This is a genomic window from Pontivivens ytuae, from assembly GCF_015679265.1.
In the GTDB taxonomy this organism is placed as follows: Bacteria; Pseudomonadota; Alphaproteobacteria; order Rhodobacterales; family Rhodobacteraceae; genus Pontivivens; species Pontivivens ytuae.
Genome location: NZ_CP064942.1, coordinates 2,335,974 through 2,357,546, shown reverse-complemented (window position 1 = coordinate 2,357,546; position 21,573 = coordinate 2,335,974). Strand labels below are relative to the sequence as shown.

22 protein-coding genes are annotated in these 21,573 nt (G+C 67.0%); 12 read left to right on the top strand and 10 right to left on the bottom strand.

What is annotated here, in order from left to right; all coding sequences use genetic code 11:
* Nucleotides 1-81: 81 nt before the first annotated feature.
* The 4 genes from I0K15_RS11420 to I0K15_RS11405 form a co-directional block, all read right to left on the bottom strand.
* On the bottom strand, nucleotides 82-423 hold the full coding sequence (locus I0K15_RS11420) for a DUF2853 family protein (RefSeq protein ID WP_196101649.1): 342 nt from the start codon (nucleotides 421-423) through the stop codon (nucleotides 82-84).
* A gap of 4 nt (nucleotides 424-427) precedes the next feature.
* Nucleotides 428-739 carry a YegP family protein gene (locus I0K15_RS11415; RefSeq protein WP_196101648.1) on the bottom strand — a complete coding sequence of 104 codons (312 nt, stop codon included), beginning with the start codon at nucleotides 737-739 and terminating at the stop codon, nucleotides 428-430.
* A 68-nt stretch (nucleotides 740-807) separates the two neighbouring features.
* Nucleotides 808-1,629 (bottom strand): DMT family transporter, encoded by an 822-nt coding sequence (locus tag I0K15_RS11410; RefSeq protein WP_196101647.1) that lies wholly within the window; start codon nucleotides 1,627-1,629, stop codon nucleotides 808-810.
* Between the two features lie 56 nt (nucleotides 1,630-1,685).
* Nucleotides 1,686-2,528, bottom strand: a complete 843-nt coding sequence (locus tag I0K15_RS11405) for a hypothetical protein (RefSeq protein ID WP_196101646.1) — start codon at nucleotides 2,526-2,528, stop codon at nucleotides 1,686-1,688.
* Between the two features lie 138 nt (nucleotides 2,529-2,666).
* On the opposite strand from I0K15_RS11405, the gene I0K15_RS11400 reads away from it, so the two are divergent.
* The 4 genes from I0K15_RS11400 (at nucleotide 2,667) to I0K15_RS11385 (ending at nucleotide 5,302) form a co-directional block, all read left to right on the top strand.
* Nucleotides 2,667-3,143 carry a GNAT family N-acetyltransferase gene (locus I0K15_RS11400; RefSeq protein WP_196101645.1) on the top strand — a complete coding sequence of 159 codons (477 nt, stop codon included), beginning with the start codon at nucleotides 2,667-2,669 and terminating at the stop codon, nucleotides 3,141-3,143.
* Between the two features lie 157 nt (nucleotides 3,144-3,300).
* Nucleotides 3,301-3,858: a cytochrome b gene (locus I0K15_RS11395; RefSeq protein WP_230374401.1), complete on the top strand. Its 558-nt coding sequence runs from the start codon at nucleotides 3,301-3,303 to the stop codon at nucleotides 3,856-3,858.
* A gap of 202 nt (nucleotides 3,859-4,060) precedes the next feature.
* Nucleotides 4,061-4,525 (top strand): DUF488 domain-containing protein, encoded by a 465-nt coding sequence (locus I0K15_RS11390; RefSeq protein ID WP_230374094.1) that lies wholly within the window; start codon nucleotides 4,061-4,063, stop codon nucleotides 4,523-4,525.
* 3 nt (nucleotides 4,526-4,528) lie between these two features.
* Nucleotides 4,529-5,302, top strand: coding sequence for a hypothetical protein (locus tag I0K15_RS11385; protein ID WP_196101642.1), 774 nt, complete (start codon nucleotides 4,529-4,531; stop codon nucleotides 5,300-5,302).
* A 189-nt stretch (nucleotides 5,303-5,491) separates the two neighbouring features.
* Here the strand turns inward: I0K15_RS11385 and groL are convergent, their stop codons facing one another.
* Nucleotides 5,492-7,138 carry a chaperonin GroEL gene (groL, locus tag I0K15_RS11380; protein ID WP_196101641.1) on the bottom strand — a complete coding sequence of 549 codons (1,647 nt, stop codon included), beginning with the start codon at nucleotides 7,136-7,138 and terminating at the stop codon, nucleotides 5,492-5,494.
* A gap of 42 nt (nucleotides 7,139-7,180) precedes the next feature.
* Nucleotides 7,181-7,468, bottom strand: a complete 288-nt coding sequence (gene groES / locus I0K15_RS11375; RefSeq protein ID WP_196101640.1) for a co-chaperone GroES — start codon at nucleotides 7,466-7,468, stop codon at nucleotides 7,181-7,183.
* Nucleotides 7,469-7,708: 240 nt separating this feature from the next.
* On the opposite strand from groES, the gene I0K15_RS11370 reads away from it, so the two are divergent.
* The 8 genes from I0K15_RS11370 to I0K15_RS11335 all read left to right on the top strand — a co-directional run bounded on the left by I0K15_RS11370 (nucleotide 7,709) and on the right by I0K15_RS11335 (nucleotide 16,067).
* Complete coding sequence (locus I0K15_RS11370) at nucleotides 7,709-8,662, top strand: TraB/GumN family protein (protein WP_196101639.1); 954 nt, start codon at nucleotides 7,709-7,711, stop codon at nucleotides 8,660-8,662.
* A gap of 78 nt (nucleotides 8,663-8,740) precedes the next feature.
* Nucleotides 8,741-9,745, top strand: a complete 1,005-nt coding sequence (locus I0K15_RS11365) for a TraB/GumN family protein (protein ID WP_196101638.1) — start codon at nucleotides 8,741-8,743, stop codon at nucleotides 9,743-9,745.
* Nucleotides 9,742-10,629 carry a TIGR01459 family HAD-type hydrolase gene (locus I0K15_RS11360; protein ID WP_196101637.1) on the top strand — a complete coding sequence of 296 codons (888 nt, stop codon included), beginning with the start codon at nucleotides 9,742-9,744 and terminating at the stop codon, nucleotides 10,627-10,629. The genes I0K15_RS11365 and I0K15_RS11360 overlap by 4 nt, the downstream gene beginning before the upstream one ends.
* A gap of 222 nt (nucleotides 10,630-10,851) precedes the next feature.
* Entirely contained in the window at nucleotides 10,852-12,636 is a 1,785-nt protein-coding gene (ade, locus tag I0K15_RS11355) for an adenine deaminase (RefSeq protein WP_196101636.1), read from the top strand.
* A gap of 332 nt (nucleotides 12,637-12,968) precedes the next feature.
* Entirely contained in the window at nucleotides 12,969-14,456 is a 1,488-nt protein-coding gene (locus I0K15_RS11350) for an AMP nucleosidase (RefSeq protein WP_422393981.1), read from the top strand.
* Between the two features lie 141 nt (nucleotides 14,457-14,597).
* A complete protein-coding gene (locus I0K15_RS11345) occupies nucleotides 14,598-14,888 on the top strand; it encodes an HU family DNA-binding protein (RefSeq protein ID WP_196101634.1) in 291 nt (96 codons plus the stop codon).
* Between the two features lie 190 nt (nucleotides 14,889-15,078).
* Nucleotides 15,079-15,774 (top strand): LuxR family transcriptional regulator, encoded by a 696-nt coding sequence (locus I0K15_RS11340; protein WP_196101633.1) that lies wholly within the window; start codon nucleotides 15,079-15,081, stop codon nucleotides 15,772-15,774.
* Nucleotides 15,775-15,857: 83 nt separating this feature from the next.
* The gene (locus tag I0K15_RS11335) at nucleotides 15,858-16,067 is read left to right on the top strand and encodes a hypothetical protein (protein ID WP_196101632.1); all 210 of its coding nucleotides are present in this window, start codon (nucleotides 15,858-15,860) and stop codon (nucleotides 16,065-16,067) included.
* Nucleotides 16,068-16,192: 125 nt separating this feature from the next.
* Here I0K15_RS11335 and I0K15_RS11330 read toward each other — a convergent pair whose 3' ends face one another.
* The 4 genes from I0K15_RS11330 to I0K15_RS11315 form a co-directional block, all read right to left on the bottom strand.
* A complete protein-coding gene (locus I0K15_RS11330) occupies nucleotides 16,193-18,274 on the bottom strand; it encodes an FAD-dependent oxidoreductase (protein ID WP_196101631.1) in 2,082 nt (693 codons plus the stop codon).
* A 133-nt stretch (nucleotides 18,275-18,407) separates the two neighbouring features.
* Nucleotides 18,408-19,079: a 6-phosphogluconolactonase gene (pgl, locus tag I0K15_RS11325; RefSeq protein ID WP_196101630.1), complete on the bottom strand. Its 672-nt coding sequence runs from the start codon at nucleotides 19,077-19,079 to the stop codon at nucleotides 18,408-18,410.
* Nucleotides 19,076-20,536 (bottom strand): glucose-6-phosphate dehydrogenase, encoded by a 1,461-nt coding sequence (gene zwf / locus I0K15_RS11320; protein ID WP_196101629.1) that lies wholly within the window; start codon nucleotides 20,534-20,536, stop codon nucleotides 19,076-19,078. The genes pgl and zwf overlap by 4 nt, the downstream gene beginning before the upstream one ends.
* 7 nt (nucleotides 20,537-20,543) lie before the next feature.
* Nucleotides 20,544-21,476 carry a carbohydrate kinase family protein gene (locus I0K15_RS11315; protein WP_196101628.1) on the bottom strand — a complete coding sequence of 311 codons (933 nt, stop codon included), beginning with the start codon at nucleotides 21,474-21,476 and terminating at the stop codon, nucleotides 20,544-20,546.
* Nucleotides 21,477-21,573 lie beyond the last annotated feature (97 nt).

Below are 21,573 nucleotides of genomic sequence, written 5' to 3'. Positions count from 1 at the left end.
GGTGTGATCTAGGACCGTTCGCCTTGAAACGCAAAGGGGCCCGACGCTTCGGCCGGGCCCCTCAATAACGAACCGGGTGGGTCAGGCGAAAACGCCTTCCTTCCCGAGTTGCTTGGTGATGATGTAGTAGAGCACCGCGCGGTACTTGTTGCGGTTGGAGCGGCCGTAGGTCTCGATGGCCTTCTGCACGGCGCCCATGGCGCTGTCCGCGTCGGTCACGCCGAGTTTCTTCATCACGAAGTTCTTCTGCACCGTCTCCAGCTCACCGGTGGAGGAGGCGGAGACCGTGCTGGCATCCGCGTCGTAGATCGACGGGCCGCAGGCGATCGTCACGGCCTTCAGCAGATCCATGTCGGCGGTCATGCCGGCCTTCTCCTTGAGGTCGGCGGCGTATTTCTCGATCAGGTCGTCGCGCTTGGACATCGGCTTACTCCTTGTAACCCTGGCGGGCGGCGTTTTCCTTGGCATAGGCGGCGGAGGAATAGCCCTCGGTCGAGGCGCCCACGACGTTGCCGTTGCTCGCCGTGCGGCGCCAGCGATGCTCGCCCGCCTTGTCGGTGTAGAATTCCCACTTGTCGGTCGCGACGTAGCCGCGGTGCATGTTCTCTTCGCAGGCCTTCTTCGAAGAATATCCCTCGCTCGACGCGCCGACGATGTTGCCGTTGCTCGCCGTACGGCGCCAGCGATACTCGCCCTTCTTGTCCTGATACACTTCGAACGTGTCGTTCTCGCCTGCCATTTGGCCACCTCCCTTTGGTTTTGTTGGGCGCAAGCCTGCCAGCGAAGGTCTGGCCGAGCAACGGTTTTTCACCGGCGGATGAGGCCGAGCCCGACGCCGCCGAGGATCAGGAAGGCGGCGAGTGCGAAGCGCCAGGTCGCGGGCTCGGCGAGAAAGAGCATCCCGCCGCCCAGCGCGATCAGCGGCACGGTGAGCTGGGCGAGCCCCGCGACGGCAGCGTCGAGCCGGGGCAGGATCGCGTACCAGAGCGCGTAGCCCAGCGCCGAGGTGATCCCGCCGGAGACGAGCGCGAGCACCACGCCCTGCCAAGCGGGCCAGTCGCCGGGGGCCACGATCCAGGTGAGCAGGCCCAGCGGCGCGGCAAGCACGAAGTTGCCAGCGGTGGCCACCGTCGGATCGCCACCACGCGCGCCGATCAGGGAGTAGAGACCCCACGCGACGCCGGAGATCCCCATGACGAGAGCGGCCCACGGCACCGGTGCATCCGCCCCCGGCGCGCCCAGCACCGCGAGGCCAGCGAGCGCGAGGGCGGAGCCGATCCAGCGCAGCGGGCTCATCGCCTGCCCGCGGACGAGGCCACCGATGATCATGGTGACCTGTACCGCGCCGAACAGGATGAGCGCGCCGAGCCCGGTCGGGATCGCGATGTAGGAGAAGGAGAGGGCGACGGCGTAGACGTAGAGCGTCAACGCGCCCGAGAGGCTGCCTCCGACCCAGGGTAGCACCCCGCGGCGCGCCATCAGGAGCGCCAGCACCGCGGCGCCCGAGATCAGGCGGATCGCGGTGAACGCCCCCGGCCCGATGCCGCCCGCCACCAGCCCGGCGCGGGTGAGGACCGAGTTCGAGGCAAAGGCGATGAGGACGAGGAGGGTCAAGAGGACGAGGCGCATGGCGCTTGGTGGCACGTCGCGCGGGCCCTGTCACGCGGCAGGAGCCTCGCGGGTGTTCAGAAAACCTTGTGCTGGCGCATCACCTTGATCATCGCGTTGGAATCCGCCTGGTCGCGGATCTTCTCCTTGGCGGGCTCGATCTTGCGGATCTTCTTGTAGGCGATGCGGATCAGGATCTTGTCCTGGGCGAGGCAGGCTTGCGCGAATTCGGTGACGGCCTCCTGCAGCTTCGTATCGGCCGCCTTCTCGAACCCGCATTTGCGCAGCTTCGGCGCCGTGACCTCGACCTTGTCGGGGGCGAGACCGTCGGCGGGGATCTTGCCACGGCGCAGGGCGGCGAGCAGCTTCTTGCGGTCGATGTTCAGCCGCTCCGACTGGATGAGCTTGCGGGCGAGCTGGTCCGCCTCCCGATCACGGCCGAGATTGACGGCGATCATCAGCTCCTCGACCGCCGCGGTGCTGCGGACGCCGAGCGTATCGGCGACCTTCCGCGGGGCGAGCGTGGTCTTCTTCGCCTTGGCGCGGGCCTTGCCGTTATGGTGGTCGAGGAAGCGCCGGCTCTTGAAGAAGGCGGGGATGTGCGTGTCGTCGAACGCCCGCTCGACCTGGGTGGTGACGGTGCGCAGGAGGCTAACCCACTGGCCCGGCTCGCCCCCCTCCGCCAGATCTCGGACCTGCGTCGCGATGGAGCGGCTGAGGTCGATCCGGTGGCTCGCGTTGGGGCCGAGGTAGAGATCATAGGCGTCGCCCGGTTTCGGCGGGCTGGTGAGGAAGCGGAGCATGTTGGCGACACCGCGCGTGTCCTTCGTCTCGGCCTTCAGCAGGTCGAGCAGGACGCGATCGTCGAGGATGTCGGCGATCCGGTCGGGATAGGTGATGCCTTCGATCCTGTAGGCCATGCGCCTCTCTCCGCCTCCGATGCTCCGCACTGGTTTCGTTTGTGAGTGCCCGCGGAGGCGGTTTCGGTTCATCGGGGGCGGTTGTTCCGGGCGTTTGCCTCGCCACATCTGCGGGGGGCATCGGGCGGGGAGCGGGCCATGATCATTCGGGACTACACGCCGGCGGATCGGGAGGCAGTGATCGCGCTACACGAAGAGCTGCAATCCTATGAGCGGGACATCCGCCCGACCCGTGCTGCGGGGCGGCAGATCAGCGTGCAGCAGGTCGACGAGTACGAGGCGACGATGGCCGATGTCGAGGACGCGCGGCTGCTGATCGCCGAGCGGGAGGGCGTGCCAGTCGGCTTTACCTTCTTCCTCGCCGAGGCGGAGATGCTGGAGGATCCGCAGGCGCAGATCTACGTGCAGGACTTCATGGTCACCGCCTCGGCGCGGCGCAGCGGGATCGGCCGGGCGCTGATGGTCGAGATCCGGCGCTTCATGGCGGAGCGGGGCATCGGGCTGATCGACCTGCAGGTGCTCACCGGGAACAACGCGGCGCTGGCCTTCTACCGCGCCGAGGGGTTCGACGTGGCTTACATGGGCCTGCAGGCGACGACGCGCCAGCCCGACTGACCCGTCGCGCAAAAAGTGCACGCTCCCGCGAACCTTTACCTACCCGTCCGGCACTCACCATCGAGCAGGCAGGGCGGCGTGACGTCGTGCAGCCTCGTCAACAACGATGGACCGCGCGGCACCGCACGCGCTCAGGAAGGGACCCGGCACCGTGAGCATGATCAACAACAAGGAGGGTTATGGCGCCCTCACCAAGCTGTTCCACTGGCTGATCGTGATCCTCTTCGCGCTTCAGTATATCGGCGCGAACATCATGACCCGCATCGAGTGGGAGGACACGTTCGCGGGGCTCTCGCAGGCGTTCTACTACAACTGGCACAAGTCGCTGGGGCTGGTGGCGCTGGGGATCGCGGTGTTCCGGCTGGCCAACCGCTACATGGGTCGCCTGCCCGACTGGGCCCCGACGCTGACGAACGGCGAGCAGCGGTTCATCCACCGCTCGGAGCAGGTGCTCTACTTCGCGATGTTCTTCATGCCGATCACCGGCTACCTCTACGTGATGTCGGGCGGCTACGGCGTGATGCTGTTCGGGATCTGGCAGCTCGACAACCCGATCGGCAAATGGCCGGAGATGGAGTTCGTCACCAAGTGGATGCACATCGTCTGCGCCTGGGTCCTGCTGGCGGGCATCCTCGGCCACCTCGGCGTGGTCCTGCGCCACCAGTTCATCGTGAAGGACGGCCTGATCAAGCGCATGCTGCCGGGTCGGGGATGAGGTTCGGTCTGGGGGAGGCGGCGTTCAGGGAATAGACGCTTTCCCTTTCTTCACGGAGCACATTCGGGCCAAGCGTAGCCCTTGCGCTACGTCGCCCGTAGCATTGCTGCGCCACGTTAACACTTTATTGACGTGAGCCCGAGACAACATGGACAAGAGTCACATCTCGGCTACTATCGCTAGAAAAAACGGAGGTGCCAAAGTGGCCGAGAGCATACAGGCGGAAGAGCCAATATTCACAATAGGTTACGAGAAGTCCACCATTGACGATTTCGTTAACCGCTTGGCAGATGCAGAAATCGAGGTGCTGGTAGATGTTCGGGAATTGCCCCTGTCGCGCAAAAAAGGCTTCTCAAAGAATGGCCTTAATGCCGCCGTCAGAGAGGCGGGCATAGAATACCTGCACGTTAAGGCACTTGGTGACCCGAAGCCGGGCAGAGAAGCTGCACGTGCTGGCAACCATGACCTTTTTGTAGAGATTTTCACGAAACACTTGGAAGGCGAAGACGCACAGACAGCGCTTACCGAACTTGCCAATAGCGTGAAGGGCAAACGGGTCTGCCTCACGTGCTTTGAACGCCACCATGAAGGCTGTCACCGCAAGATCGTGGCAGAGCGCCTGTCAGCCCTTGTTGGCGCGCGTATTGAACATATCGCAGTGAACTAGTCTTTGAGCGACTGGCAAGACCCGGTTGAAGTCTGCGTAGTCGTGAAGGCTGCCCCGGAAACCGGGCAGACCCACGGTGAAACCGTCTGCGTTGCAGGTATCGACATTTACGGGAATTGGCACCGGCTCTACCCTATGCCGTTCAAGCTTCTGAACAATGCACAGCGCTTCAGCCGCTGGGATATCATTAGCACCAGATGGCGCAGTGCAAAGCCCAAGGATCTGCGCCCCGAGAGCAAGCGCGTAGATCACGAGTCCCTCGTGAAAGTCCGCGAGGTCAAGAAATCGGAACGGCATGAGTTCGCACGGCGCGCTATCGTGGAAAGCCTGACTGAGGAAAAAGAGAAGGGCCGCTCCTTTGCGCTAATACGCCCTGAAAATCCGGAATTCATCATTCGCCCGCTCAGCGATGCCGCGAAGACGAAGCACCAAAGACGCCGAGATACGCTTCTGAGCCAAACAGATATGTTCTCAGGCGATAGCACGGTTCTGACACCGGACGTTGCCCCGTATTCATTCCACTATCGCTTTGAGCATGAAGGCAAGACCCTGACACATACCTGTATCGACTGGGAAACTGAGCGCACATTCTTCAAGTGGCGTGAGCAGTATGGCGAGGAAGCCACCCTACGCGCGATGCGCAAAAAGTGGGGGCAGGACATGCCCGAACGTGGTGTCGCCTTCGCTATGGGCACGCACCGCGTGACCAAGTTCAACAAGTGGCTTCTGTCTGGCGTGATCCGGGTAGACCGTTCAGCGCAGGCCAGCCTGATCTGATGCCGTTTCGGAAATTTGGATGGTCGCGGTCTCTTCTGTCGTGTGCGGGCTGCGCTCCAAAGAACGTACGTTGGTCTACAGCGCAGCACCGGTCGCTTTGAGCTCAGAGCCGCCATCCGAGCTCCCCACTAAAAACAAAAAAGGGCCGTCCCTAAGGACGGCCCCTGTCTGCCGAAGGGCAGGCGGTGATTACATCATGCCGCCCATGCCGCCCATGTCGGGCATGCCTGCGCCGGCGCCGCCTGCGCCCGGCTTCTCGGGCTTGTCGGCCACCATGGCTTCGGTGGTGATCAGCAGGCCCGCGACGGAGGCTGCGTCCTCCAGAGCGGTCCGCACCACCTTGGCCGGGTCGATCACGCCGAAGGAGAACAGGTCGCCGTACTCCTCGGTCTGCGCGTTGAAGCCGAACGCGGTGTCCGAGCTCTCGCGCACCTTGCCGGCCACGACGGCGCCGTCGACGCCTGCGTTCTCGGCGATCTGGCGCAGCGGAGCCTCGAGCGCGCGGCGCACGATGGCGATGCCGGCGTTCTGGTCGGCGTTCACACCGGTCAGACCTTCGAGCGACTTGCCCGCCTGGACCAGAGCCACGCCGCCACCGACGACCACGCCTTCCTGCACGGCCGCGCGGGTCGCGTTGAGCGCGTCATCGACGCGGTCCTTGCGCTCCTTCACCTCGACCTCGGTCGCGCCGCCGACGCGGATCACCGCGACGCCGCCTGCGAGCTTGGCCAGACGCTCCTGCAGCTTCTCGCGATCGTAGTCGGAGGAGGTCTCCTCGATCTGCTGCTTGATCTGGGCGACGCGCGCCTCGATCTCGGCCTTCTCACCGGCGCCGTCGACGATGGTGGTCTCGTCCTTGGTGATGGAGACGCGCTTGGCGGTGCCCAGCATGTCCATCGTGACGTTCTCGAGCTTCATGCCGAGATCCTCGGAGATCACCTGGCCGCCGGTCAGGACGGCGATGTCCTGCAGCATGGCCTTGCGGCGGTCGCCGAAGCCCGGTGCCTTGACGGCTGCGATCTTCAGGCCGCCGCGCAGCTTGTTGACCACGAGGGTCGCCAGAGCCTCACCGTCCACGTCCTCGGCGATGATGAGGAGCGGCTTGCCGGACTGGATCACGGACTCAAGGAGCGGAACCATCGGCTGCAGCGAGGAGAGCTTCTTCTCGTGCAGGAGGATGATCGCGTCCTCGAGCTCGGTCACCATCTTGTCGGGGTTGGTGATGAAGTAGGGGGAGAGGTAGCCGCGGTCGAACTGCATGCCCTCGACGACCTCGGTCTCGGTCTCCAGGCCCTTGTTCTCCTCGACGGTGATGACACCCTCGTTGCCGACCTTCTGCATCGCGTCGGCGATCTGGCGGCCGATCTCGGCCTCGCCGTTGGCGGAGATTGTGCCGACCTGCGCGACCTCGTCGGAGTCGGTCACGTCACGCGCCATGGCACGGATCTGCTCGACGACCTTGGCGGTGGCCAGATCGATGCCGCGCTTGAGGTCCATCGGGTTCATGCCGGCGGCGACGGACTTGGCGCCTTCCTTGACGATGGCCTGGGCCAGGACGGTCGCGGTGGTGGTGCCGTCGCCCGCCTCGTCGTTGGTGCGGGAGGCGACCTCCTTGACCATCTGCGCGCCCATGTTCTCGAACTTGTCCTCAAGCTCGATTTCCTTGGCGACGGAGACACCGTCCTTCGTGATGCGCGGCGCGCCGAAGGACTTGTCGAGGACCACGTTGCGGCCTTTCGGGCCGAGGGTCACCTTCACGGCGTCTGCCAGGGTGTTCACACCCTTGAGCATGCGGTTGCGGGCGTCGGTATCGAACTTGACGTCTTTAGCAGCCATTTCGCTATTCCTTTGGTGAGAAGTTCAGGAGAGAGGGATCGCTCAGGCGAGGATGCCGAGGATGTCGCTCTCCTTCATGATCAGCAGCTCTTCGCCGTCGATCTTGATCTCGGTGCCGGACCACTTGCCGAACAGGATCTTGTCGCCGGCTTTCACGTCCATCGCGATGCGGTCGCCGTCATCGTCCTTGGCACCTGCGCCGACTGCGATGACCTCGCCCTCGGCGGGCTTTTCCTTGGCGCTGTCGGGGATGATGAGGCCGCCTGCGGTCTTCTCGTCGCTCTCAAGGCGACGTACCAGGACACGGTCGTGCAGCGGGGTGAAGTTCATGAGTCTCTCCTACAAAAGGCTCAATTGCGTTTTGGGCGGTCGGGCTTTGGCACTCACCGCCGGGGAGTGCTAACGGCGATCTAGAGAGAGGCCCCGACTGTGTCAACAGGCCCACAGGAGCGGAGCCCATGAATTTTTTATGCTGGCCAGGATGGGGGTGACGGGGTCAGGCTCGTCCGAGCCATGATCCAGATTTCGAACTCTTGCCGGCGCCTTGCGGCGGGCGCTGCCGCTATACTTGTGCTTGCCGCGGCCGGTCCGGGCCTTGCCTCCTGCGGGGGCGAGAACCTGATGGAGACGCTGCCCGAGCCGGTGCGCGCCGAGCTGGGCGCGCGGGCCGACGACACGCCCTTCGGCGACGGGATCGCGTGGGAGGTGGCGGGGCCGGAGGGCGCGAGCTCGCTGATCTTCGGCACGCTGCACCTGCCGGGCCTCGACGTGCCGGAGCCGGTGGCCGAGCGGATCGCCGAGGCGCGCCATGTCTTCGTCGAGATCACGGGGGAGGAGCGGGCGCGGATGCAGGCCGCTCTGAGCGCCGACCCGCACCTGCTGATCGGCCCGGCGGGGGAGAACCTGGGCTCGACGCTGGAGGGGCCGGAGCTCGCCCACATGGTCAGCCTGATCGTGCCGCGGGGGATCGCGCCGCAGGTCGTCCCGCATCTGCGGCCGTGGTTCGCGGCTATGCTGCTGGGCCTGCCGGCCTGCGCGCAGGCCCTGCCCGGGCCGACGCTCGACACGGCGCTGGAGACGCTGGCGCGCGGCAATGGTGTCGCCGTCGCGGGCCTCGAAGGGTGGGAGGCGGCGCTGAGTGCGCTTGCGGAAACGCCGCTCGACATGCAGGTGCGCAGCCTGCGGACCAGCCTGCGGCTGCAGCCGCTGACGGTGGATGTCGCGACCACGATGCAGGCGCTCTATGCCGAGGAGGAGGTCGCCTCGATCGCGGTGCTGTCCGATGCTTTGGGCGGCGCCTTCGCCGAGGGCGGCCCGCCGGATCGGGAGGCGCTGCTGGACGCGCGCACCGCCGCCTGGCTGCCGCGGATCGAGGCGGAGCTGGCGCAAGGTGACGCCGTGATCGCGGTGGGCGCGCTGCACCTGATCGGCGAGGCGGGGCTCTTGTATGCTCTGCACGAGAGCGGCTACGCCGTGCGCAGGGTGCCGCTGGGCGAGGCCGAGCTGCACCTCGCCGCCGACTGATCCCCCCTTGTCGGCGCCCTGTCCTCGTCCGGGCCGGGCGCTACCTGCCGATCACCAATAACCCTCGAAGAGGCCCCCATGCTCCGCCATCTGACGTCCCTTGCCCTGATCCTGGGGCTCGCCCCCGCCGTGGCGGAGGCCCGCTGCACCGGGCCCGGCCTGCTCGAGCAGCTTCCCGCCGGGACCGAGGCCGAGTTGACGGAGCGCGCGGCCGAGATGCCCTTCGGCACCGGCCGGGTCTGGCGCGTCTCGGGCGCGGGCGGGGACAGCCTGCTTTACGGCACGATCCACAGCGCCGATCCGGAGATCCGCATTCCCGCCGAGGTGCGCGCGGCGGTGGCCGGGGCGACCACCGTGCTCGTCGAGGTCACGACCGAGGAGCAGGCGCGCGCCGAGGCGCTGATGCAGACCGATCCGACGGCGATCATGGACATGACCGGCCCCGGCCTGCAGTCGCGTCTGTCGACCAAGGAGTGGGAGGCGTTTACCCGCAACCTGCAACCCTTCGGCATCCCGCCGCAGATCGCCGACCGGCTGAAGCCGTGGTTCGCGATGACGCTGGTCGCGCTGCCGCCTTGTGAACTGGCCATGGCCGCGGGTGGGGCGCCTGCGATCGACCTGCGGGTGGAGGACCTCGCCCTCGACAACGGCGTCGCCGTGAAGGGGCTGGAGGAAGCGGCGGAGGTGATCGGCATCCTCGACGGCCTGCCGCCGGAAGATACGCTCGACATGCTGCGCCTCGCGCTGGTGACGGTGGACCTCGCCGATCCGACCTTCATCACGCTGGTGGAGTTCTACGAGGAGGGCCGCATCGCGGAGATCTGGGCGATGTCGCAGTGGATGGCCGAGCGGGAGGTCGGTGTCGCCGACGCCCGGCGCATGGCCGACATCACCGAGGAGGCGCTGCTGGTCCGCCGCAACCGCAACTGGATGCCCGCCATCGAGGCGGCGGTCGACGCGGGCAATGCGGTGGTGGCCGTCGGCGCGCTGCACCTCGGCGGCGAAGAGGGGCTGTTGCAGCTCCTGACCGAGGCGGGCTACAGCGTTGAGCGTCTGCCCGTCGACGGAGAAGCCCGCCCATGACCCCTCGCATCATCGAGAGCCTGACCGAGATCTCGGGCACCTACGATGCCGTGTTCTGCGACCTCTGGGGCTGCCTGCATAACGGCGTGACGGCCTTCCCGGAAGCGGTCGCGGCGATGGAGGCGTTCCGCGATACGGGCGGGACGGTGGTGCTGGTGACGAACTCGCCCCGCCCCTCCCCGGCCGTGGTCACGCAGCTCGACGGGCTGAACGTGCCGCGGGAGATCTACCACGCCGTCGCCTCCTCCGGCGATGCGGCGGTGGACGCGCTCGCCTCCGGCATGTTCGGCAAGCGGATCTACCATATCGGGCCGCAGCGCGATGAGAGCTTCTTCCAGGCGGTCTCGACCGAGGATTTCTACCGCGGCACCGATATCGAGCGCGTGCCGCTGGAGGAGGCGGAGGGGATCGTGTGCACCGGTCTCTTCGACGACGAAACGGAGACGCCCGACGATTACCGCGCGACGATCCTCTGCGGCGTGAACAAGGGGCTGAAGATGCTGTGCGCGAACCCCGACATCTTCGTCGACCGCGGCGACAAGCGGATCTGGTGCGCGGGCGGGATCGCACAGGCCTACGAGGCGGCGGGCGGCGACGCGCGCTCCTTCGGCAAGCCGCACGCTCCGATCTACCAGCTCGCCCGGCGGCGGATGGAGGAGGCGCGGGGCGAGAGCGTGGCGGACGACAGGATCCTGTGCATCGGCGACGGGATCGCGACGGACATCGCGGGCGGCATGGGCGAGGGGCTCGACACGCTCTTCATCACCGGCGGTCTCGCGGCGGAGGAGACGGGGACGGACCGCCAGCCGGATCCGGAGAAGCTGGCGGCGTTTCTCAACCGCCATGACCTGACCCCGACGGCGAGCATGGGCTTTCTGCGCTAGCCGCTCCCGCCCGTCGTCGGCCCTTCGGGACCTCCTCCCGTTGGGCCGGGCGCGGGCTGGCGCCCGCGATGCCTCCGGCGGGGATACTTCCGGACAGATGAAGTCGGGCCTGCGCTTTCATCTTTCCCCAAATACGCGAATCCGACCGTGCGGCGGGCGCGCCGCTCTGGACGGCGGCGCGGGCCTGGCCGATGCTGCGCCGAAGCAGTGAAGGAGGCCCCCATGTTCCCCACCTGGCAGGATGTCGCCGCAGAGCTCGTCGCCGTGGCGGCGGGCCGTGCGCCCGCTGACCTGGTGATCCGCAAGGGGACCTGGGTGAACGTGCATACGCGGGAGCTGTTGGAGAACCACGACCTCGCGATCAAGGCCGGGCGCTTCGCCTATTGCGGGCCGGATGCGTCGCACTGCATCGGCGAGGGCACCGAGGTGATCGAGGCGGACGGGCGGTTCATGCTGCCGGGGCTCTGCGACGGGCACATGCATGTGGAGAGCGGGATGCTCACCGTCAGCGAGTTCGCCCGCGCGGTGATCCCGCACGGGACGACCTCGATGTTCATTGATCCGCACGAGGTGGCGAACGTGCTGGGCCTGCCCGGCGTGCGGCTGATGCATGACGAGGCGCTGGCGCAGCCGGTCAACGTGTTCACGCAGATGCCCTCCTGTGCGCCGTCCGCGCCGGGGCTGGAGACGACGGGGGCGGAGCTCGGCCCCGCGGAGGTCGAGGAGGCGATGGCGTGGCCCGGGATCATCGGGCTGGGCGAGATGATGAACTTCCCCGGCGTGATCGGCGGCTCCCAGGCGATGCTGGGCGAGATCGCGGCGACGCAGGCGGCGGGCAAGACGGTGGGCGGGCATTATGCCTCGCCCGACCTCGGGCCGGCCTTTCACGCCTACGCTGCGGGCGGACCGGCGGACGATCACGAGGGCACGTCGGAGGCCGACGCCATCGCGCGGGTGCGGCAGGGCATGCGGGCGATGATGCGCCTCGGCTCCGCCTGGTACGACGTGGAGGCGCAGGTGACGGCGGTGACGGAGAAGGGGCTCGATCCGCGCAATTTCATCCTGTGCACGGACGATTGCCACTCCGGCACGCTGGTCAATGACGGGCACATGAACCGGGTGGTGCGGCATGCGATCGCCTGCGGGCTCGACCCGGTCATGGCGCTGCAGATGGCGACGATCAACACGGCGACGCATTTCGGGCTGGAGCGGGAGTTGGGGAGTATTGCGCCGGGGCGGCGGGCCGACGTGATCCTGAGCTCGGACCTGCGGGCCCTGCCGATCGAGATGGTGATCGGGCGCGGCGTCGTGCTGGCGGAGGAGGGGCGGTTGCTCGCGCCGCAGGTCGACTTCCGCTGGCCCGACAGCGCGCGGGCGACGGTCAACATGAAGCGGGACCTGGAGGCGTCGGATTTCGATATCCCCGCGGAGGGTGAGAGGGTGCGTGCGCGGGTGATCGGCGTCGTGGAGAACCAGGCGCCGACGCGGGCGCTGGAGGCAGAGCTTCCCGTGGCCGATGGGCTGGTGCAGATGGATCGGGCGGGCGACATCTGCCAGATCGCGCTGGTGGAGCGGCACCGGGCGACGGGGGGTGTGACGAACGGGCTCGTGTCAGGCTTCGGCTATGACGTGGACTGCGCCATGGCCTCCACGGTTGCCCATGACAGCCACCACATGATTGTCGTGGGCACCTCGAAGGCGGACATGGCGCTGGCCGCCAATCGGCTGCGGGAGGTTGGCGGCGGGATCTGCGTCTTCAAGGACGGTGTGGAAATCGCGATGGTGGAGCTGCCGATCGCGGGGCTCATGTCAGACCGGCCGGCGGAGGACGTCGCGGCGGCGGCGGATCAGATGATGGCGGCGATGCGGGCCTGCGGGTGCGGGCTGAACAACGCCTACATGCAGCACTCCCTGCTGGCGCTGGTGGTGATCCCGGAGCTGCGGATCTCGGATATCGGGCTGGTGGATGTGACGGCGTTCCGGAAGACGGAGCTGCTGGTGGAGTGATGCGGGGAGGACCGATCACGGGCGGAGCCCTAGCCCGGCGGGGCTGCCGGGCGGGAGGGTGCTTCTCCTTGATACCACCCCGGACGTGATCCGGGGTCTTTGGCCTAGGTGCGCCTCGTTGGATGACGGTCCCGGCTCTGCGGCCGGGACGGTTGGCTGGGCTGTCGGCGGTCCCGGCGCTGCGGCCGGGATGGTGGTGCATTGCACCCAAACCGCGCTTTCCCCTGCGTCTCTTGGATGATAAGGCACAACCGTATCCCGGGCGGCCTGTCGTCAGGCCGTCACGACAATCGTCCATGTCGGCGCCAAGACCGACCTACCGGAGATACATGATGCGCGTACCCGACGCCCCTGCCGAGCTTCCCGTCCTGACCCCTGCGCCGCGCGGCGCCAAGATCTGTTCCGATGCAGGCGAGGCGGTGGAGCACATCATGGCGCTCTACGACGAGGCGACGACCTTCCTGCGCGAGCGGTTCAAGGCGATCATGGGCGGGGCGGAGCCCGAGGGGCGTTACCGCGCCTACTACCCGCGGCTGGAGATGACGACGACCTCGTTCGCATGGGTCGACAGCCGGTTGAGCTTCGGCCATGTCTCAGAGCCCGGCACCTATGCGGCAACGCTGACGCGGCCCGATCTCTTTCGGCATTACCTCATCCAGCAGATCGGCCTCCTGATGAGAAACCACAACGTGCCGGTGCAGGTGAGCGTCAGCGAGACGCCGATCCCGCTGCACTTCGCCCTGCCCGAGGGCGCGCATGTGGAGGGCTCGATCGAGGATCGGCTCGGCCGGCCCCTGCGCGATCATTTCGACGTGCCGGATCTGGAGACCACGAACGATGACATCGTCAACGGAACCGCCGGTAAGGACGAGTTCGGCCACCGGGCGCTCGCGGCCTTCACCGCGCAGCGGGTGGACTACTCGCTGGCGCGCCTCGCCCACTACACGGCGACGAGCCCGAAGCATTTCCAGAACCACGTGCTCTTTACCAACTACCAGTTCTACATGGACGAGTTCGTGACCTGGGCGCAGGGGCAACTGAAGGAGGACAACGACTACGTCGCCTTCATCGAGCCCGGCGGGCGGATGACGACGCGGGAGGGCACGACGGGCGAGCTGGTGAAGAAGCTGCCGCAGATGCCGACCTATCACCTGACGCGGGCCGATGGGAACGGGATCACGATGGTCAATATCGGGGTCGGTCCCTCGAATGCGAAGACCATCACCGACCACATTGCCGTTTTGCGACCGCATGCGTGGCTTATGCTGGGTCACTGCGCGGGTCTTCGCCATTCGCAAAGCCTCGGCGATTACGTGCTCGCCCACGCCTATGTGCGGGAGGACCACGTCCTCGACGACGATCTGCCGGTCTGGGTGCCGATCCCGGCGCTGGCCGAAATCCAGGTGGCACTGGAACAGGCCGTGGAAAAGGTCACGGGGCTGGGGGGTTACGAGCTCAAGCGGATCATGCGCACGGGCACCGTGGTCACGATCGACAATCGCAACTGGGAGTTGCGCGATCAGTCCGGTCCGGTGCAGCGGCTGAGCCAGTCGCGGGCCATCGCGCTCGACATGGAAAGTGCGACGATCGCAGCGAATGGATTCCGCTTTCGTGTCCCATATGGCACACTGCTGTGTGTTTCGGACAAGCCTTTGCACGGAGAACTCAAACTTCCGGGCATGGCGACCGAGTTCTATAAGCGACAAGTCGCTCAACACCTTGAAATCGGTATAAATGCGATGGAGGCACTTCGCGAAATGCCGCTCGAACGGTTACACTCGCGGAAGTTGCGAAGCTTCGATGAAACGGCCTTCCTCTGACCCTTCGGACCGAAGCGTTTTCGTCACAGCGGCCTTAGAAATAAGCAGAAATGCGTTGCGGCTCACGGGTCTTTGAGGTCAAGTGTGGCGGAGCTCGGGCAGACCCCGGCAAACCTTTGAGAAGAAACTTCAGGGATTAAAATGGCACAAAAACCGATGACGAAGACGCAGCTCGTGGCTGCCCTCGCCGAGCAGACCGGCAGCGACAAGAAGTCGGCTACCGAGTTCCTGGACGCCCTGTCCGACGTCGTGACCAAGGAAGTCGCCGCGGGCGGCGCTGTGACGATCCCGAACATCGGCAAGGTGTTCTGCCGCGACCGGCCCGAGCGCATGGTCCGCAACCCCGCCACGGGCGAGCAGATGAAGAAGGAAGCCGATCGCGCCGTGAAGGTCACGATCGCCAAGGCATTGAAGGATCAGGTGAACGCCTGATCCGACACACCGTTTCGGACGGTTCGGGGCCGCTTCGCAAATCGCGAGGCGGCCTCATTCATTCTGATGAGACGAAGATCGCTATCGCCATGTGCAACGGTTTGGTGCATCCTTTCGTGACGTTACGTCGCGCACGGAGGCTCACCCCATGCCGTCCGCAGATTTGCATGAATTCATAGGCCGCGTTCAGATGATCGAACGGATCGCGGACCTCTGGCAGATCACTCTCGATTTCCTGCATAGCTGCGGCATCGCACGCGTCAGCTATCACCATTTCGAGGCGAACGAGGCGCTGGACGTTACGATCAGCGCCGATGGCTTTCCTGATGACTGGGTCTGTCACTACATCGAGGACGAGCTCTACAAGGTCGATCCGATCCCGGCCTTCACCCGGCGCGTGGCACGCCCCTTCATGTGGACGGACACGCCGCAGCTCGCCGAGCTGACCGAGCAGCAGGAGGGCTACCTCAAGGAGCTCAGCAACTGGGGCATCGGCAACGGGCTCGCCATGCGGGTCTACGGCCCGGGGATGCGCGACGGGTATGTGGGCCTCGGCTTCGCCTCCGACGCGCCGATCCCGACGGCGGAGCAGGTGGTGGAGCTGCAGATGGCCTGCCAGCTCTCCCACCAGCGATTCTGCGAAATCACCGAACAGAGGCGACTCGAACCCTTCGATCTGTCGCCGAGAGAGCGTGAAGTGCTGACCTGGGTGGCGCGCGGCAAGAGCAATTCGGTGATCTCACAGATCCTGAACATCTCCAGACACACGGTCGACACGCATTTACGTCACGTCTTTAGTAAACTTGATGTAACTGACCGTACGTCAGCGGCCATTATTGGGGTTGGCAGCAGCCTTATACAGCGAGAAGCGCGACTCATCACGTAAGTGCGCGATGGCTCGAAGCGGTTTGGCTGCGTATCTACCTCGGCACGAAACGACAGAGACTTCTGCAATCAGGGCGAAACGGGATGCCGGCAGCGACCGACATCTATGACACGCTTCGGGAGCACCACCCCGAAGAGGCCGAGCTGCGTGCCTTGCAGCTCGCGTCGGAGCTCGTCGAACGCGCCGCCTACGCGCTGGCACGCTCGTCCGATGCAAACGGCGTCACCAGCCTGATGCTGATCGCAGCCGAGCTCGACCGTTTCGCTTCGCAGAGACTCGCGGCCGAACGCTGAGCCGCGAAACGACGTCGCCGTGATGCGCATCGGGCCGTTCGAGGGGGCCGCCCGGTCGCGCCGGTGGCGGGGGGCCCGTGTCGTCGCATGCTGGGGGGCACTGGCGGCGACACGGGTCCCCACCCCTAGCCGTTCAGGCCGGCAAAGGGGCGTGCGGCCGATCCCAGATCTGACAGGAGCGGGGACACCTGCCAGCTTCCGGGATCGGCCGCCGCTATGCCTTGCATGGTGGCGAGGACCCGGTCGGTGCCGCGGGCGTCGGCCTCCTGCATCGGGCCGCCGCGCCAGCGCGGATAGCCGTAGCCCATCATCTTGACCACATCGATGTCGAGCGGACGCTCCGCGATCTTCTCCGCCAGGATCTTGCAGGCCTCGTTGACCTGCACGGCGTGGAGGGTCGCGACGATCTCCTCATCCGTGAAGCTGCGGGGGGTCATGCCGAGATGCGCGCGCTCCGTGGCGATCAGGGCGTCGGTTTCGGGGGATGGGAGGGCCGCGCGGCTCCCCTCCTCGTAGCGGTAATAGCCCTGGCGGGTCTTCTGTCCGGTCCAGCCCTGCTCCACGATCAGATCGGGGATGCGGGAGTAGCGCTGGTCGGCGGGCCGGGTCGCGGCCTCCCGCTTGCGGTTGGCATAGCCGATCTGGAGGCCCGCCATATCGAACATCTCGAACGGGCCCATGGGCATGCCGAACGCCTTCATCGCGCCGTCGATCTGCTGGGCGGAGGCGCCATCCTCCAGGAGGTAGCCCGCCATCCGGCCATAGGCGCCGAGGATGCGGTTCCCGATGAAGCCGTCGCAGATGCCGGAGAGGACGGCGACCTTGCGCATCTTCTTGGCCATGGCAAAGCCGGTGGCGAGCACGTCCGGATGGGTCGCGGGCGTCTTCACCACCTCGACCAGCCGCATGATGTGCGCGGGGGAGAAGAAGTGGAGGCCCATGATCCGCTCGGGGTTCGGGACTTGCGCGGTGAACTTCGTGGGGTCGATATAGGAGGTGTTGGTGGCGAGGATCGCATCGCGCGGGGCGGCGGCGGCAAGGCGGTCGAAGACGCTGCGCTTCACCTCCGTCTCCTCGAACACCGCTTCGATCACGAGGTCGGCGTCGGAGACGGGGCCGAAATCCGCGGCGGTGGTGAGGCGCGCGAGGGTCGCATCGCGCACCGCCTCGCTGAGCTTGCCGCGCTTGACGGCGGAGGCGAGGTTGCCCGCCACCCGGTCTTGGGCGGCGGTGGCGGCATCGGCGCTCTGCTCCACGATGGCGACGTCGTAGCCTGCGTTGAGCGCGGCCGTGGCGATGCCGGAGCCCATGAGGCCGCCGCCGATGACCGCGATCTTGTCGAGGTCGCGCGGCGTGGCGCCCTTCAGTGCGGCGGGCTTCGCCACCGCGCGCTCGGCGAAGAAGGCGTGGCGGAGGGCCTTCGACTGATCGGTCTCCTTGAGCTCGAGGAAGGTAGCGCGTTCCAATTTCATGCCCTCGTCCAGCGGCAGCTCGAAGGCGGCGCGCACGGCGTCGAAGGCGCGGACGGGTGAGATCTGGCCGCGGGCCTTCTTCTCCACTTCAGTGCGCAGCTCGTCCCAGTCGGCAGGCGTGAGATCGGTCTGGGCGGGGGCCGGATCGAGGCGGGGCACATCGCGGCCCGCCACGTCACGGGCGAAGGCCAGCGCCTCGGCGGCGAGGTCTTCGGCGAGGCGATCGACGAGGCCGATCTTCTCCGCCTCCTGCGCCCCAATCGGCGCGCCGGTCGTCACGAGCTTTACGGCGGCCGCCGCCCCGGTGATCCGCGGCGTGCGCTGCGTGCCGCCCGCGCCGGGCAGGATGCCGAGGGAGACCTCGGGCAGGCCGATCTTGGTCGCGGGATGCGCGATGCGGTAGTGGCAGCCCAGCGCCGTCTCCAGCCCGCCGCCGAGCACGGTGCCGAAGAGGGCCGCGATCCAGGGTTTCTTCGCGGCATGGATACGCTCGACGAGATCGGGCAGCCAGGGCTCCATCGCGCCGCCGTCGAACTCGCGGATGTCGGCACCCGCGATGAAGGTGCGGCCGGCGCAGGCGAGGATGACCGCCTCGACGCCGTCATCCCCGTCGAGCTCCGGCACCGCGTCCCACAGGCCCTGCCGCACCGCCTGCCCGACAGCGTTCACCGGCGGATTGTCGACGGTGACGATGGCGACATTGCCCTCGCGGGTGATGGTGACGACGTCGGACATGGCTTCCCTCCCGTTTTGCCCGCGACGGTGACGGGGGCGGTGGAGAGGGTCAAGGCCTTCGAGTTCGCTCAAATACTCCGGCGGGCCGCGGGCTTGCAGGCGGAGCGTTCGCGTATTTGGGGAAAGATGAAGGTCAGGGCGCCCAGTGGATCCGGGCGCCCGCGTCGAGGGCTATGCGGACCGGAGCCTCGACCGGCGAGGCCGCGGCGCGGGCCTGGTCCAGCGCCTCCGCCTTCTCGTCGCCCTGGATGAGGATGTGGAGATGGCGTGCGGTGGCGAGGACCGGAGCGGTCAGCGTAAGCCGCGGCTCCGGCGCGCCCGGGGCCCGCATGGGCACGAGCGGCGGGGCATCTTCGGCCAGTGCGTCCTGCAGCCGGTCGGCGCCAGGGAAGATCGAGGCGGTGTGCATGTCCGCCCCCATGCCGAGGACGCAGACGTCGAGCGGCAGCGCCTCTGTGATGACCTCCGACAGCGCGCCCAGCACGTCCTCGGGCGCGTCGGCCTCCTTGTAGAAGGGCACGAGGGTGGCCTTGGCCGCGCGTCCGACCAGCAGCGTCTTGCGCAGCAGTCGGGTGTTGGAGCGGTCGGAGCTTTCGGGGACGAAGCGCTCGTCGGTCAGCATCACGCGGATGCGGGCCCAGTCGAGGGGGGCCTCGGACAGGGCCTGCAGGAACGGGCCGGGCGTGGTGCCGCCGGGCACGGCGAGGGTCGCGTGGGGTTTCTGGTCGAGGACCGCGGTCAGCTCGCCCATCACCTGCGCGGCGAGACCGGTCATCAGGTCCTTGCGTGTCTCGTAACGGATCATGCCTCGATCTCCCGCCAGCGGCGTCCGTCGCGGTGCATCAGCTCCAGCGCGTTTTCGGGGCCGGAGCCGCCCGCGTCATAGGGTTTGGGCTTGTCGCGGCTTTCGGACCATTCGGCGAGGATCCTGTCGGTCCACTCCCACGCCGCCTCGACCTCGTCCCCGCGCATGAAGAGGGTCTGGTCGCCGCGCATCACGTCCATGATGAGGCGTTCGTAGGCGTCAGGCATGGATTCCGCGCTCGGGCCCAGCGCCTCGGCAAAGCTCATGTCGAGGGGCACGTCGGCGAGGCGCATGCCGCCCGGTCCCGGCTCCTTGATCGTCATGCGCAGGGTGATCCCCTCGTCGGGCTGCAGCCGGATGATCAGGGCGTTGGTCTGGTGCGCGGGCAGCTTGGGGAAGATCGAGTGGGGCGGCTCCTTGAAGACCACGGCGATCTCGCTGAGGCGGGCGCGCAGGCGCTTGCCGGTGCGCAGGTAGAAGGGCGTGCCCTGCCAGCGCCAGTTGGCGATGTTCACCTTGAGCGCGACGTAGCTTTCGGTAGTGCTGTCGGGGTTCTCCGCATGCTCGGCATAGCTCGGCTCGCCATTGCCCGCGCGGTACTGGCCGCGGACGGTATCCTCGGGTGTGACGGGTTCGAGGGAGCGGATGACCTTGAGCTTCTCGTCGCGGACGCGATCCGCCTCGAACTGGGCGGGGGGCTCCATGGCGGTGAGGCAGAGGAGCTGCATCAGGTGGTTCTGGACCATGTCGCGCATGGCGCCGGACTTGTCATAGTAGCCGCCGCGGCCGCCGACGCCGATGTTCTCGGCCACCGTGATCTGGACGTGGTCGATGAAGCGGGCGTTCCAGAGCGGCTCGAACAGGGCGTTGGCGAAGCGGACGGCCATCAGGTTCTGGACCGTTTCCTTCCCCAGATAGTGGTCGATCCGGTAGATCTGGCTCTCATCGAAGCTCTCGGCGAGCTGGGCGTTGAGCGCCTGGGCAGAGCCGAGATCGTGGCCGAGCGGCTTTTCCACCACGATGCGGCTGGTCTCGGTCGCGATGCCGGAATGGTGGAGGCGTGCTGCGATCGGGCCGAAGAGGCTGGGGCCGACGGAGAGGTAGAAGCCGCGGACGGGGCGTGGATCCTGGCCAAGGATCGCGCCGAGCTCCTTCCAGCCGCCCTCGCCGCCCGCATCGACGGCGACGTAGTGGAGGGCGGCGAGGAAGGTCTTCACGGTGCCCGCGTCCAGCCTCTCCTTGCCGATGAAGGTCTCCAGCGCCTCCTCCACCATCTCGCGGAACGCCTTGGCGGTGAGCTTGGAGCGGGCCGCGCCGATGATGCGCGCCTCGGTCGGCATCTGGCCTGCGAGCATGCGGCGGTAGAGGCCCGGCAGGATCTTGCGGCGGGCGAGATCGCCGGTCGCGCCGAAGATCACGAGGTCGAAGGGCTGAACCGGGATGACGCGGGAGACCATGGGGTGTTTACCCTTCTTGAAGTTCCGGGAGCCGGGGCAGGTCCGCCCCTTGCCGTGTGCAGGTGAGGGCCGCGGCGCGGGCGCAGAATTGCAGCATCGCCTGCAGCGAGGCAACGTCCATCTTCGCAATTGCAGCATGGATGTCATCATGGCGACCCAACTGCATCAGGAGGGCGGCCATGAAGGTGTCGCCAGCCCCGACCGTGTCGACGACGTGCACCTTTGGCGGGGTGGCGGTCGCCTCAATGCCCGCGGCGGTCCAGCCCATCGCGGTTTCGCCTCCGTCGGTGACGACGACGAGCTGCACGCCGGCCCCGAGCATCTTCGTCGCGAAGGCGGGGGCGGCGAGGCCCGGGTAGAGGTGTTCGAGGTCCTCGGTCGAGATCTTGAGGACGTCGACATGGGGCAGCAGCGCCTCGACCCGCGCGCGCCAGATCGTCATGTCGGGCTCGACGGTTGGGCGGATGTTGGGGTCGAGGGAGACGAGGCGCCCTTCCTTGCGGCTCGCCAGTGTCAGCGCGGCGTCGGCGACCGGGGCGACGGCGATGGAGTAGGAGCCGAGGTGGAGGCCACGGACCTCCGCGCCCAGCTCCGGCAGGTCAGCCTCGGTGATGCCGGTATCGGCGGCGTTGTCGCCGTAGAAGGTGTAGGCGGGCACGCCCTCGGGATCCAGGGCCACGACGCTCAACGTGGTCTTGCGGTCTGTGTCGAGGAGGTAGCGGGTGGACACCCCCTCCCCCTCCAGCACGGTGCGGAGCTGGCGGCCCAGCGCGTCGGTGGAGAGCGCGGTGAAGAGGCCCGCGGTCCCCTCGAGCCGCTCGATCCCGATAGCGACGTTGAAGGGCGAGCCGCCCGCGCGGGCATCGAAGCGGGCGGCCGTCGGGTCGTCGCCCGGCGCCATGAAGAGATCGAACAGGGCCTCGCCGCAGATCAGGAACATCGCCCGGCCTCCAAACCGTTCGTGGACAAAGTGAGGGCGCGTGTCTGGCCCACACGCGCCCTTGCGTCAACGGGGTGAGGCCCGCGCCGACGTATGC

Coding starts and splice junctions, on each gene's coding strand:
- I0K15_RS11415 (WP_196101648.1), bottom strand. CDS start 739: ATGGCAGGCGAGAACGACACGTTCGAAGTGTATCAGGACAAGAAGGGC.
- I0K15_RS11315 (WP_196101628.1), bottom strand. CDS start 21,476: ATGTTCCTGATCTGCGGCGAGGCCCTGTTCGATCTCTTCATGGCGCCG.
- groL (WP_196101641.1), bottom strand. CDS start 7,138: ATGGCTGCTAAAGACGTCAAGTTCGATACCGACGCCCGCAACCGCATG.
- I0K15_RS11420 (WP_196101649.1), bottom strand. CDS start 423: ATGTCCAAGCGCGACGACCTGATCGAGAAATACGCCGCCGACCTCAAG.
- I0K15_RS11340 (WP_196101633.1), top strand. CDS start 15,079: ATGATCGAACGGATCGCGGACCTCTGGCAGATCACTCTCGATTTCCTG.
- zwf (WP_196101629.1), bottom strand. CDS start 20,536: ATGGTCTCCCGCGTCATCCCGGTTCAGCCCTTCGACCTCGTGATCTTC.
- I0K15_RS11395 (WP_230374401.1), top strand. CDS start 3,301: ATGATCAACAACAAGGAGGGTTATGGCGCCCTCACCAAGCTGTTCCAC.
- ade (WP_196101636.1), top strand. CDS start 10,852: ATGTTCCCCACCTGGCAGGATGTCGCCGCAGAGCTCGTCGCCGTGGCG.
- I0K15_RS11410 (WP_196101647.1), bottom strand. CDS start 1,629: ATGCGCCTCGTCCTCTTGACCCTCCTCGTCCTCATCGCCTTTGCCTCG.
- I0K15_RS11330 (WP_196101631.1), bottom strand. CDS start 18,274: ATGTCCGACGTCGTCACCATCACCCGCGAGGGCAATGTCGCCATCGTC.
- I0K15_RS11405 (WP_196101646.1), bottom strand. CDS start 2,528: ATGGCCTACAGGATCGAAGGCATCACCTATCCCGACCGGATCGCCGAC.
- groES (WP_196101640.1), bottom strand. CDS start 7,468: ATGAACTTCACCCCGCTGCACGACCGTGTCCTGGTACGTCGCCTTGAG.
- I0K15_RS11360 (WP_196101637.1), top strand. CDS start 9,742: ATGACCCCTCGCATCATCGAGAGCCTGACCGAGATCTCGGGCACCTAC.
- pgl (WP_196101630.1), bottom strand. CDS start 19,079: ATGATCCGTTACGAGACACGCAAGGACCTGATGACCGGTCTCGCCGCG.
- I0K15_RS11400 (WP_196101645.1), top strand. CDS start 2,667: ATGATCATTCGGGACTACACGCCGGCGGATCGGGAGGCAGTGATCGCG.
- I0K15_RS11345 (WP_196101634.1), top strand. CDS start 14,598: ATGGCACAAAAACCGATGACGAAGACGCAGCTCGTGGCTGCCCTCGCC.
- I0K15_RS11335 (WP_196101632.1), top strand. CDS start 15,858: ATGCCGGCAGCGACCGACATCTATGACACGCTTCGGGAGCACCACCCC.
- I0K15_RS11365 (WP_196101638.1), top strand. CDS start 8,741: ATGCTCCGCCATCTGACGTCCCTTGCCCTGATCCTGGGGCTCGCCCCC.
- I0K15_RS11350 (WP_422393981.1), top strand. CDS start 12,969: ATGCGCGTACCCGACGCCCCTGCCGAGCTTCCCGTCCTGACCCCTGCG.